Below are 13,154 nucleotides of genomic sequence, written 5' to 3'. Positions count from 1 at the left end.
AATGGAAACAATAAAGATAAAGAACTATTTTTTCATGGATATGAGTGTTATGCTCGGGCGTTCCATGCGCCATATTCTTCGCAGCCTGGACACCATCATCACCGTTACGATCATGCCGATAGCGATGATGTTATTGTTTGTTTATGTGTTAGGCGGCGCCATAAAAACCGGCACAGCAAACTATGTGAATTACCTGTTGCCCGGCATATTGCTCATTGCCATTGCAAATGGTGTTGGCTATGTGTCTTACCGGCTGTTTTTAGATAAACAACGGGGCATATTCGAGCGTTTCCATTCCATGCCGATCGCGCGTTCGGCCGCGATATGGGGACATGTGCTGACCTCGCTGTTATCCAACGTCATCTCGCTTGTCGTCATTATTCTCGTAGCGCTTTTAATGGGCTTCCGCTCACCGGCAGGAGTATTGTCATGGCTTGCCGTGGCCGGTATACTCGCGCTGTTCACACTGGCCCTGACATGGATCGCCGCGATTGCCGGATTGTCTGCAAATTCGGTGGATGGCGCAGGTGTGATTGCCTACCCGATCCACTTCCTGCCGTTAATCAGCTCGGCGTTTGTGCCTACCGGATCGATGCCGGCGGGTGTTCGCGCCTTTGCCGAAAATCAGCCGGTAACCCCAGTCGTGGAGACCATCCGCGCCTTGCTTTCCAACCAGCCGGTAGGCCATACCATATGGGTTGCCCTCGCCTGGTGGTTCGGAATTATGCTCGTAGCTTATGTCTTTGCGATGCGGGTGTATAAAAACGGGGGTAAGAGATAGTTTTTGCTGAGGTGGTCAAAATGTCTGAAATGTATAGTAACAGGCGTGTTAATATTGTTTTATTCTGCAATAAGCGATAATTTTATGGGTTTTAATTTTGAAATATATTTGCGGAATCAAGAATGAAAGAGCCGGTTGAATTTGAAAAAGGTTGTTATGTGGGTACTAAAATAAGGGAACAGTCTTTTGGCGGGATCCTGACTACTGAAACGGTTTTCCCCGAAGGCTTTGGCTCCGACTGGCATTATCACCAGAACCCGCATTATTCGCATATCTTATCCGGCGGTAGCAAAGAGATCAGAGGAGGTGTTTCCCGATGGCAACAGCCAGGCGACGGCCTTTATTATTACCCGGGCATTTCCCATCAGAACCTGCAATACCGGCCAGGCACCCGGATATTTAACATTGAACTGGAGGGCGGTTTCTTCAAAGAACACGGGCTGGACATGCCGGCGGAAGAGCAGATGTTCTCTGACAGGTTAAAGGTAAACGCTATGGGATTGTTAAGAATTCTTAAAGAGCATTACTGGCAGGATCAGCACAGCAGGATTTCGGTGGAACAGCTCTGTGTCGAACTGATCACGGCAAGCCCCGTTACTACCCGGAATAACTATCCGGACTGGACGCGTAAGATCATAGAGGTCTTAAATGACCAATGGAATCATCCCTGGTCGCTGGTGGAATTCGCCGGGTTGTTAGATATCCATCCGGTTACGCTTTCTAAATACTTTTCAAAATATTTTGGTTGTACGCTGGGTGATTACATCCGCCGGATCAAAGTTGACAGCGCATTAAAACTGATCAGGTCAAACCGGTATTCTTTAACTGAGGTTGCCTACCAGTGCGGATTTACAGATCAGGCTCATTTTATTAAAACTTTTACCCTGGTTACCGGAATGCGGCCCAAACAATACCGCCGTATATAACCGCTCCGCCATACGCTAATCCCATACTATTTTCTGAAGGTGCCTTTTCCGGATTTTTGCTGAAAATACAGCACACCATGGATACTATAACCATCAGGCCTATTGAGCCCCGTAATAACAAAACTATAGCTGGTCTGATCAGGCAGGTATTAACCGAATTTGACGCCAATAAACCAGGAACCGCTTTTTTTGACAAAGAACTGGATTCACTTTCAGAGGTTTTCACGGCGGAAGGTTCCAGTTACTGGGTAGCGGAAGAAAACAATATACTGATCGGCGGTGCCGGTATTTATCCCACCGAGGGCCTTCCTGATGGCTATTGTGAACTGGTTAAACTTTACCTGCATGCCGGTGCACGCGGAAAAGGGATCGGGAAAAAATTATTGACCATTTGCTTTTCGTCAGCTCAGCTGGCGGGTTATACGCATATGTACCTGGAAACCATGCCCGAGCTAAATGCGGCTATTTTCGTTTATGAGCAAACGGGCTTCACCTATCTCACACACCCACTGGGGAACTCGGGTCATCACTACTGCTCCGTCCGCATGGTAAAGAAACTTTGATCAGCATCCGGTGCCAAAAAGATCAGGGAACGCTAATCCGGTACAATTTTCAGTTTGTCCGGATCTTTTAATTTGCAGTCGCAGCTTATTGCACTAAAATTTGAAACATGAAATCACTTTTTTATAAACTAACCGCAACCATAGTCATGCTTTCCTGCCTGAAAACATACGCTCAGCAGGAAGATGTTGATACTGCAGTGTTTAACAGGATTAGAAAAGCCGAACTTTCCAGTTCGCAAATTCCGCAGATCGCCTATTATTTAACAGATATTTCCGGACCACGGCTTACCGCTTCGCCTGGTTATCAAAGGGCAAGCCGCTGGGCGGTCGCCACGATGAAAAAATGGGGCCTTGTGAACGCCGGACTGGAACCATGGGGAGAGTTCGGCAAACAATGGGAGATCCGGGATTTCAGTATCAGCATGAGAGCGCCTTACAACCAGCTGATCGCCGGCTACCCCGAGCCCTGGGGCGCCAATACTGACGGCTCGCTAAGGGGTGACGTGATCATACTGACTCGGAAGCAGTCCAGAGATACAGTGTACCTTAAAACACACGCGGCGTTACTTAAAGGGAAGTTTCTCCTGAACCCAGGCGCCCCATTGAGTGAAAAAGATATCTCCGGCCCGGTAACAAGCAGGCTTTCGGATACCGAACTGGCCAATATGGGGGACACCTTTATGGTACCCGATTCGCTGACCAGGTCATTCCCTGCCCTTTTTAAAACATTGGCAAGGATCAGCCAGATCAAAAAGGATGTAGGGATATTAGGCGCAATTTATACCACCAGTTTTAGTGCCAACGGCCATATCATGGCGCAATCTAATGATGGCTTTAAGCTAATATCTCATAACACGCTTCCCGAAGTCAGCATAGGTATTGAGGATGCGCAAAAGATGAAGCGGCTGATCGAATCCGGGGTCCGGGTTTCTCTGGAGGTCAACATCAAAGGCGAATTTTCAACAGCGGATACTAAAGGGTATAACGTGATTGCCGAGATTTCCGGCACAGATCCCAAACTGAAATTACAGGTAGTTATGTTGGGTGCACATCTGGATTCCTGGGAGGCGGCTACCGGCGCTACGGATAATGCGGCGGGCTGCGTGGTGATGATGGAGGCCATGCGCTTGCTGGACTCGCTGCACCTGAAACCCAAACGCACCATACGTATCGCCTTATGGGGAGGTGAAGAACAAGGTGTATTGGGATCATATGGCTATGTTAAAAATCATTTCAGGGATGGAACGACGCTCCAGATAAAGCCGGAGCAGTCCGGCGTTTCGGCTTACTTCAATCTGGACAATGGAACTGGCAAGATCCGTGGGATTTATACGCAGAATAATGCAGCGGTCAAGCCGATTTTTGAGCAATGGTTTAAACCTTTTTATGATATTGGGGCCACCACGGTAACGATGAAGAATACCGGTTCGACGGATCATATCGCTTTTGACTGGGCGGGGATCCCCGGCTTCCAGTTTATACAGGACCCGCTGGATTATGAAACACGTACGCACCATACCAACCTGGATACTTATGATCACCTGGCAATGGATGATCTCAAACAAGCTGCGATCATTGTCGCGTCTTTCGTATACCAGGCCAGCATCAGGCCGGAGCTATTGCCCAGGAAACCTTTGGTTCCCTATTCGTTTCCCTATGAGGATTTCTGAACATAATCAGGAAGGTGGTATGATTTCGTACATGCGCCATTATTTTTAATGAAAAACAATTTTTAAATTATAAAATCCCAAAGCTATGACAACGAATTCAGCTACCATCCCCCGTATCACCCTTCAGTCCATCGGCGGCAGTCTGCTGCTGATGGCATTATTCACCATGATGTGGACAGGCATTGCCCAGGGAGGCCTGGCCGGCCGGGACCACTACCTGATGTTGGTCTTCTTCGCATCCCTAAGTGCCACATTTGTTTGCTACGGGATAAAACTGTTCATTACTGCCCGGAGGTTTCCGAAGTTTACCAAGGCAGCAGATAAAGCAATGGCAAAGGCTATGTTAAGACGTTATGGCATCATTTTCGGTGCCGAGTTTACGGCGATACCCGTAATCGCTGGTCTGTTATTTATGACGGGCTACCAGCAATTTATACTACCCGCGATGGCCCTGATCATCGGCCTGCATTTTTACCCCATGGCTAAAATATTTAACCGCACGATCGACTATTATATTGCGACGTGGACCATCCTTTGTGCGCTGATCAGCATCTGGCTGATGAACAACCCACGTTACGCCCCCGGCTTTTTTCTGGGCTTTTTAGGAATTGGCGTGGCTATAGCTACAGCCACTTATGGTTTATATATGCTGTTTGACGGGAACCGGATTACGCGCAAGTATCAGCAATAACTTATTTCTTCAATTCTGCCGACACCCGTCCGGATTTTTTCCTAAAATAGCCTTTATTGCCAATGATAACATCACGGTAGCGTATAAGCTTAAAAAAGGTTGCAGTGGCGCACCTGTTTTCGATTTCGAAGGTCGGCTGGTAGCATTATTGACCCCTGGCAGTAACGATATTAAGGTGCCATACATTTATGGTTTTCGGATCGGCAAACTTTTAGAATCCATCAATCTAACCTATTTTAACGATAAGCCTGCTTCTTCGCCGGAAATTAACCAGCAGTCACTTGTGAGCTAATAATGCCGACTTTTGTAGATACAGGTGACCATCTTCTGATTTTTCAAATGATGATGCTGGTTCCGATTTTCGCGATGTCCTATTGTAAGCAGCCGTTTTTTAAGATCTGACTATATTTATCTTCCAGTCTGTATAAGATATCAACCAATTTATCCGGATGCTCCTTCATCACATTGTGCCCGCAATGTATTGCTTCGACATGCCAATCAGGAGAATTTTTTAAGTTCTCATATTGTTTGAAAAAGGGAGACTGTTCCCAACCACTGAGATAAATGAATGTACGGTTAAGAACTCGTTCATAATCCCCTTTCAAATGTAAACTTTGCATGAATGTTGCCAGCGGATGCGGTCTTCTTCGATTGTCTACCCCGGGCCGGTCTGCTACAGCAAAACCATCATCGCCGGCTCCGGCTACAAAACGTTGTCGGTATACTTCACTCGTCAGACTCCAGCAGGAATCTCCATCTTTGGGAATGTAGGCATCAATATAAACCAATGCATGTATCCTTTCCGGAATTTTATCTGCAACACCTGTGATCACCAGCCCGGCATAGCTATGCCCGCATAAGATCACATCAGTGAGGTTTTCTTTTAAGAAGACATCTATGACGAACTGGATATGCGTATCTAAATTTATGATCCTGTTTAGTATCCCGGATTGTGTTTCAAGACCCGGTAAGGTTAATGAAATACACTTTTTTCCTAACTGTTCCAGCCTTTCAGTTATCGGGTCATAAACCCAGCCACCGTGCCATCCGCCAGGAATAAACACATAGGTTTTTTCAATCTCGTTCATTTTTTTTATTAATTGATGACGAGACAAAGATGGTCGCTAATAGTTCAAACAACACATAAGGTAACTTAAGAAATACCGTTAAGGTAGATTAAGGATAACGCCTATTTTTTGAGGAGATCTTTACGAACTTTACTCAAGAACTCAGGGGTAATCCCTAAGTATGAGGCAATTTGTGTATTTGGAAGCCTTGACAGCAAGTGTGGGTATTGCTTCATGAAGGCCAGGTAGCGTTCCTCGGCCGTTGAACTGATCGCCTGTAAAACCCTGTTCTCTGTTTCAACTAAACGGTTTTCTACAATAACCCTGAAATTTCTGTCGAACTTGGGATTATTATCATACAGATGATAAAGATCAGACTTGGAGATCTGGAATATAACCGATGGTTCCATGGCTTCAATATAAACACGGCTTGGCTTTTCGAAATAAAAGCTAACGATCTCCATAAGCCAGTCGCCCTCGGCAGCAAACTGCAGGTTATGTTCTGTGCCCTTATCATCCACCTGGAACTTTTTGAAACAACCTTCAGCCACAAAGGTATAATGCCTGCAAACATCATTTTCCTGCAATATGAATTGCCTCCGCTTAATCTTCCGCTGAATGACCCGCCCCGCCAGGTCGTGCTTTTCCGCTGTATTAAGTGGCAGATAATTATCGAAACTTGAAAATAGTTTGTCTATAATCACAGGTTTTTATGCAAATATTTTTGAGGGTCAATATAGTGAAAAATAAAGGCCTTAAACCGAATGAATGTGGTTGCGAATTCCGCACTAACAATTCATAAATAGGAAATTATAAAACTCAATCCCCGGATTTTTCTTAAGATAGCCCGAGCTTCTAATGTTCTCAGGCAATAAATAGAGGAATACATTTTTTGATGAAATTGCAATATTATTGAAAGTAATTGCAAAACTTCAATTTTCCTTTCATTGATTTCAATATGTTGTATATTAACGAATCAGCCCGCCCTAAATCTTTATATTGGGGATTTTCTGGCAGAGTTTTGGCAGAGTTTTTTCTTAAAAAAATCCATAAAAAATCGTTGTTTAAAATATTAAAATGCTGTTTTTGTAACGGTTTCAAAAAATGCCATTTATAAAATTAGGGTATTTTTTTCAAACTCTTATGGAAATTTACTGCTTTTTAAAATATTCACCACAATAAATTATATGCTGAAAATCGCTTTAAAACTTTAGGTAATATATCGTTAAACTTCATCCTATATTCATCACAAATGTTTTAATTTCAAACCCATAAGTATGCATTTAAAAGTTACGGTATGGATTTAAAGGAAATAAAGGATAAAATAATCAATGGCGATCTGAAATCACTTTTCTATAAGGGGACAGAAACAGAAATTCACCCTTCCGATGTTGCCAAAATTTTAAAGTCGCTGCCAGTTGACATTGCTCTAAACTCTTTTGAGGGCTTTTCCGAAAAAAAGAAGATGATCATTTTTCCTTTTGCCGGTCATTTTTTACAGGCTAAAATTATTCAGCATCTGCCAGAAAAACAAGCAGCCGACCTTTTGGATAAGCTTAACTCAGACGACCGTTATTCCTTTTTTATTTCACTAAAAGCCCTTGAACGTTCCAAATATCTGGAATACCTCAATGACGAAAACAAAAAGGCGACCCTGGATATGCTGGGTTATCCTAAACAAAGTATAGCGAGGTTGGTTAATACGGATTTTGCTACCATAACCGAAAGCATGACTATCGCCGAAGCCAATGAACATTTACGTAAAAACCATACCGATAGTGTGACAGCCAATGTGATCTACGTAGTTGATGAAAACGGGAAGCTGCTGGACGACGTACCTGTACGCAGGCTGGTATTAAATGAACCGACCAAGCTGATCCGCGATATCATGGATCATGTTTGCTTACAACTGAATATTGACGAAAGTACAGAGGAGGCTATCCATAAATTCAAGGAGTATGACCGCACTGTGCTGCCGGTAACTAATACGGATAACCTGCTACTTGGTGTGGTAACGGTAGACGATGTGATGGATGTGGCCGAGCAACGCAGTACTCGTGAAATGCAAAAATTTGGGGGTGTGGAATCACTGGAGTATCCTTACGTGCATACACCAATTTTCTCACTCATTAAAAAGCGTGCGGGATGGCTCATTATACTATTTTTAAGCGAGATGCTTACAGCTACCGCGATGGGTTATTTTGAAGTAGAAATCGCCAAAGCGGTAGTACTGGCTTTGTTTGTACCATTGGTTATTTCCAGCGGGGGAAATAGTGGTTCACAGGCTGCTACGCTTATCATCAGGGCTATGGCGGTAAAAGAACTAAACGTAAAAGATTGGTGGTATGTAATGCGGCGCGAAATACTTTCCGGTGTATGCCTGGGCGCAATATTGGGTGCTATCGGTTTTCTGAGAATTACCGTTTGGCAGTATTTGCATTGGTATAATTATGGTGAGCACTGGATATTAATGGCTATTACCATCTTTTTCTCACTGATAGGCATTGTATTATGGGGGACATTAAGCGGTTCCATGATCCCGATGTTACTCAAACGATTAAAACTGGACCCCGCTACCTCATCAGCTCCATTTGTAGCTACCCTGGTGGATGTGACCGGTTTAGTGATTTATTTCAGTATCGCGGCAATTATGTTAAAGGGAACCTTACTTTAAACAAGATCCCCTTTAACACTTTTAATTGTAGTAATCTTTATTGTACATTGATAGTAAAGTTAGATATATTATCTCCCCTATAGCGGCGTACCACAGTAGCAGTACTATCTCCCTGTACTGTTGTTTGGTTTGTATATCCAATGGTCTTTATATAATATCTTCCCGGTGTCAGGTTACTGAAGGTAGCAACACCACCGCTATTCGCAGTGAGGATGTCATCATACTGGTTATGATAATACACCGTAATAAACCGTAATAATTAGACTGCCATTACCGCTGGGATCCTTTTCACAGGAATAAAACATGGTCAGGAAAACCAGCGATAAGCAGATTAAGTAAAATTTCTTTTTCATGATTCAATTGATTATTGTAAATCCCAGATGCCTGCTGAGCGCTCCAGCGTAATCAGGGCCGATGCGTAATTAAATAAAGCCTGGTAGTAATTCTGCTGCACATCATTATAGGTACGCTGCGCATTCAACACTTCCAGCAGCGAGGTTTCACCGCGCTTGTAGCTGTAGGTTTTACCGTCCAGTACTTTTTGCGCTTCGGTGAGTAAACCATTCTTAAACTGCGTGGCCTGTTGCTGCGCGGCTTTGTAGTTCATCCAGGCCTGCATTACTTCCGTTTGAATTTGCAGCAACACCTGATCATATTGTACCGCCGACTGTTTAATAGTATACTGTGCGGCTTTAATATCTCCTTTATAGTGATTGGAGAATTTCAGAGGGATAGACAGTCCGGCGTTCAAACTACGATAAGCCGGGGTTGGCGCTATTTCATTGGTAGCCGCTGCATTGTAAGTACCCCCGAGGTTAATGCCGAGGTCAATTGTCCGGTTAGCTTTCACTAATTGCAAGCTTTTTTCAGCAGCAGTCTTGGTGTTTAAAGCCACCACCAGATCAGCCCGGTTATTCTGTGCGTTGGCAATCAGGTTACCTAATGAAAAATCCCGGTCCTGTTTATCAAAACCGCCAGATGGCATAAATAATGTATCGGCATGCGCCTTTCCGGTTAATAAGTTTAGTTGTATCAGGGCTGTTTTCCAGTCGGCCTCATTTTGGTATAGGGTATTCTTTAAGGTACCGGCTTCCAGTTTGGATTGACGGGCATCGGTTTCTGTAATAGCACCCAATTTAAAACGGATGGAGTCGGCTTTGGCCAGCTTATCCATATTCTCCCAGGAATTTTTCTGAACCTGGAAAATATAAAAGTTTTGTATGGCGGCATAATAAGCCAGGGATGCATCGGCCCGCAGGTTACGGAAGTAATCTTCCAGCATAGCCTTGTTTAGTTCCACCTGGCTTTTAGCCAGATCCACTCTTGACCTTCTTTTTCCGCCCAATTCCAACGTGGTGCTCAGGCCGGCGTTATACCCGTAACCCAGTTTCTTACTGGCATTCTGATTATCAAATGCCCCGAAGGACAGTTCCGGATCGGGAAATACTTTCGCGGATTCTATTCCGGCTTCGGCAATACTTACATTGTATTTTTGAGCCTGATAATCCAGGTTCTGTTTTCCCACCAGACTTAAAAAAGTAGTAAGCGGCAGTTTGATCTTTACAAAAGAGGTATCAGCGCTTTGCTGCGCCAATGCTTTTGTATTATTCATCACTACGATGAATAACAGCAGGTATATGATATTGAAATTCTTAGTTTTCATGTCTTTATAGCTTATTTCTCAGGCTCTGCCGGTTTAAAATCATCCTTTCCCCATTTGCTTTCCAGCATGTAATACAAGGCAGGCAGCACAAACAGGGTAATGGCTGTTGCTACAAACAATCCGTATACAATTACTGTAGCCAATGGCCTTTGCACATCAGACCCGATGCCTGTTGCCAGCGATGCAGGCAACAAACCCAATGCTGCAACCGTAGCCGTCATCAACACCGGACGAAAACGGTCTTCAGCTCCTTCCACAACAGCTTTTAGTAAATCGTATCCTTTTTTCCGCAGGTCGTTGATGTGCGAGATCAGTATCACACCATTCTGTATGGCTACACCAAACAAGGCAATGAAACCTACGGCCGAAGACACATTCAATGTCATATCCCTGATGTTCAATGCCAGCATACCGCCAAATAAAGCCAGGGGCACAATGGATAAGATCAATCCCGCCTGACGGAATTTGCCGAATGCACCATAGAGCAGTAAAAACATGATGGCCAATGCCAGCGGCACAATCACCATCAGCTTAGCATATGCCCGGTTCTGGTTTTCAAACTGCCCGCCCCATTTGATCGTGTATTTGTCGTGATCATACTTGATGTTACTTTCAATTTTGCTCTGTGCTTCGTTTAAAAACGCCGTCAGATCATTGCCGCGTAAATTGAGTTTAACGGTCAAATGACGCTTGTTCAATTCCCTTGTAATGGTGCTTTCGCCTGTAGCGGTTTTTACGGTTGCAATTTGCGATAAAGGAATTTTTGCCCCTGTTTGCGAGGTGAGCATCAGGTTGGCAATTTTTTCGGGCGTGTTGCGGCTTTCTTCATTATAACGGCAGATTACGTCATAAACTTTATTGCCAGAAAATACCTGCGATATGGCTTTGCCGCCAATGGCTACTTCGATCAGTTCAGATACATCGCTTACGTTCAGGCCGTAACGGGCCACCGCATCGCGGTCAACACTGATCTGCAATTGGGGTAATGGAGGTTCCTGGTCAATGGCCACATCGGCAGCGCCTTTGATGCTCTTGATCGTGGTCATTACATTTTCTGCAATACGGCGTGTTTCCTTAAAATCTTCCCCGTATATTTTTACCACCAGTTCACTATGCGCGCCTGCAATTTTATCCATTACACCATCGATCATGGGCTGGCTGAACCCGACAGTATAGCCTGGCATGGTTGCATATTCTTTGGCCAGGTCGTTAATCAGGTCGGCTTTTGTCCTGCCGTTCTTCCATTCGCTGTAAGGTTTGATGCCAATGCTGCATTCAAAGTGCGAGGCCGTCCAGGGATCGGTACCGTCATCATTACGCCCGGCCTGCACCATCATATAGGTTACTTCACTGTACTTCATGGTATGCTGCCGCAGGGTATCACTCATTTCTTTTGATTTCTGTAAGGATACGCCAGGAGGAAGTTGCACCTGTAACCAGATGGAGCCTTCATCCAAAGGGGGTAAAAAATCTTTACCTACGGTGATGGAAAGTACTACTGCGCCAATTAAGGCAATGGCCAAAGGGATGAAAACCTGCTGTGGTTTTTTCATCACCTTTTTACCGCCTTCAAAATAGGCGGTGGTTAATTTTTCAAGCCATTTATTATGGAACAGTTTCCTGGGCTTTTTATAAACTGCATAAGCCAGACCCGGTATTAGCAACAGCGCAACCGCCAATGCCCCCAGCAAGGCAAAACCCACCGTGAAAGCCATTGGGGTAAACAGTTTCTTTTCTACCCTTTCAAAAGAGAACAGGGGCAGGTAAGCGGTAATGATGATCACCGTGGAGAATAAAATAGGTTTGGCAACGGCCAATGCCCTTTGCCCAATGGTAGCTTCGTGCAATTCTTCCGTAGGGCTTTCTTCCCGCTTTTTCAAAATGGTTTCCATCATCACAATGGCACCATCTACAATGATCCCAAAGTCAATAGCGCCCAGCGAAAGCAGGTTGGCCGGGATATGGGTAAAGTGCATCAGTATAAAAGCAACCAATAAAGCCAGCGGAATGGTGATGGCTACGATCAGTGCGCCGCGCCAGTTACCCAGAAAAACGATCAGCACAATAATAACCAGGGTCATGCCCTCCAGCAGCGTATGCGATACGGTATGCAAGGTGGTATCAACCAGGCTGGTCCGGTCTATGTATGGCCTAATCCTTACACCTTCGGGTAATACATTTTTATTCAGGTCTTCCACAGCGGCATGGATGCCCTCTAATACTTTTGATGGGTTTTCGCCCTTTAATAGCAATACGATGCCTTCATCGCCTTCGCTGTAATTTACTTTACGGTCGGTATAACCTAAAATGCCTTTGCGTTCCAGGTTGCCGTATTTCAAAGTACCTACATCCTTTAAAAAAACAGGTACGCCGTTTACCGACTTAACAACAACGTTACCCAAGCCCTCCAATGTTTTTACCAGGCCGATGCCCCGTACTACATAACCCAGGTCGCCACGTGTAAGTACACTGCCACCTGCGTTGGCATTGTTGTTATTGATAGCAGTTTGTATATCGGTAAGGGACAGTTTGTATTGTTCCAGCTTACCTGGATCAACTTCTAACTGGTATTGCGTGGTGATACCGCCAAAGTTAGTCACATCGGCAACACCTGCCACTTGCTTGATGCGCGGAATAATCGTCCAGGTTTGCAGGTCGGTGATCTCCCGCAGATCATGATTTTTGCTTTCGATGATATAACGATAGATCTCACCAATGGGTGAGGTTAGCGGGTCTAATCCGGGCTGCGCGCCATAAGGCAGGGTTACGTCGCTCAGGCGTTCGGTAATGCGTTGCCTTGCCCAGTAATCCTCAATACCATCTTCAAAAACGATAGTGATGATAGAAAGCCCGAACGTACTTTTGCTGCGCATTACGTGCATGCCCGGCATCCCGTTCAAGGCCCTTTCTACGGGAATGGTGATCTGTTGCTCCACCTCTTCGGCAGCAAGGCCGGGTACCTGTGTCACTACCTGCGAGGTCACATCGGCAATATCAGGGTAGGCCTCTACGGATAGCTGTGTCCAGGAATAATAGCCAAATATGGCCAGCAGGATGAACAATGCTGCGAAAAGCCAGCGTTTGTTTATAGCTGTAAAAATAAGTTTCTTCATGATGGC

10 protein-coding genes are annotated in these 13,154 nt (G+C 44.9%); 6 read left to right on the top strand and 4 right to left on the bottom strand.

Translation table 11 applies throughout. The annotated features are described in order from the left end of the window. Position 1 precedes the first annotated feature (1 nt). The 5 genes from M2273_RS04735 (at position 2) to M2273_RS04715 (ending at position 4,631) form a co-directional block, all read left to right on the top strand. Positions 2-781 carry an ABC transporter permease gene (locus M2273_RS04735; RefSeq protein WP_429393632.1) on the top strand — a complete coding sequence of 260 codons (780 nt, stop codon included), beginning with the start codon at positions 2-4 and terminating at the stop codon, positions 779-781. 122 nt (positions 782-903) lie between these two features. Beyond that, complete coding sequence (locus M2273_RS04730; RefSeq protein ID WP_429393629.1) at positions 904-1,707, top strand: helix-turn-helix domain-containing protein; 804 nt, start codon at positions 904-906, stop codon at positions 1,705-1,707. Positions 1,708-1,784: 77 nt separating this feature from the next. Further along, complete coding sequence (locus tag M2273_RS04725; protein WP_429393627.1) at positions 1,785-2,270, top strand: GNAT family N-acetyltransferase; 486 nt, start codon at positions 1,785-1,787, stop codon at positions 2,268-2,270. A 107-nt stretch (positions 2,271-2,377) separates the two neighbouring features. Next, positions 2,378-3,940, top strand: a complete 1,563-nt coding sequence (locus M2273_RS04720) for a M20/M25/M40 family metallo-hydrolase (protein ID WP_429393624.1) — start codon at positions 2,378-2,380, stop codon at positions 3,938-3,940. Between the two features lie 85 nt (positions 3,941-4,025). Next, complete coding sequence (locus M2273_RS04715; RefSeq protein WP_429393621.1) at positions 4,026-4,631, top strand: hypothetical protein; 606 nt, start codon at positions 4,026-4,028, stop codon at positions 4,629-4,631. A gap of 371 nt (positions 4,632-5,002) precedes the next feature. On the opposite strand, the gene M2273_RS04710 is transcribed toward M2273_RS04715, so the two are convergent. Both M2273_RS04710 and M2273_RS04705 read right to left on the bottom strand, forming a co-directional pair. Further along, positions 5,003-5,719, bottom strand: a complete 717-nt coding sequence (locus M2273_RS04710) for an alpha/beta fold hydrolase (protein WP_429393619.1) — start codon at positions 5,717-5,719, stop codon at positions 5,003-5,005. A gap of 101 nt (positions 5,720-5,820) precedes the next feature. Beyond that, positions 5,821-6,402, bottom strand: a complete 582-nt coding sequence (locus M2273_RS04705) for a Crp/Fnr family transcriptional regulator (protein WP_429393617.1) — start codon at positions 6,400-6,402, stop codon at positions 5,821-5,823. A 593-nt stretch (positions 6,403-6,995) separates the two neighbouring features. Here M2273_RS04705 and mgtE point away from each other — a divergent pair. Continuing rightward, positions 6,996-8,372 (top strand): magnesium transporter, encoded by a 1,377-nt coding sequence (gene mgtE / locus M2273_RS04700; protein ID WP_429393615.1) that lies wholly within the window; start codon positions 6,996-6,998, stop codon positions 8,370-8,372. A 364-nt stretch (positions 8,373-8,736) separates the two neighbouring features. Here mgtE and M2273_RS04695 read toward each other — a convergent pair whose 3' ends face one another. Then, positions 8,737-10,035, bottom strand: coding sequence for a TolC family protein (locus M2273_RS04695; protein ID WP_429393613.1), 1,299 nt, complete (start codon positions 10,033-10,035; stop codon positions 8,737-8,739). Between the two features lie 11 nt (positions 10,036-10,046). Beyond that, the gene (locus M2273_RS04690) at positions 10,047-13,148 is read right to left on the bottom strand and encodes an efflux RND transporter permease subunit (RefSeq protein ID WP_429393611.1); all 3,102 of its coding nucleotides are present in this window, start codon (positions 13,146-13,148) and stop codon (positions 10,047-10,049) included. Positions 13,149-13,154: the final 6 nt, after the last annotated feature.

The sequence above is a fragment of the Mucilaginibacter lappiensis genome (genome assembly GCF_050433765.1).
GTDB classification, from domain to species: Bacteria; Bacteroidota; Bacteroidia; order Sphingobacteriales; family Sphingobacteriaceae; genus Mucilaginibacter; species Mucilaginibacter lappiensis_A.
This window is presented reverse-complemented; position numbering and strand designations above follow the sequence as displayed.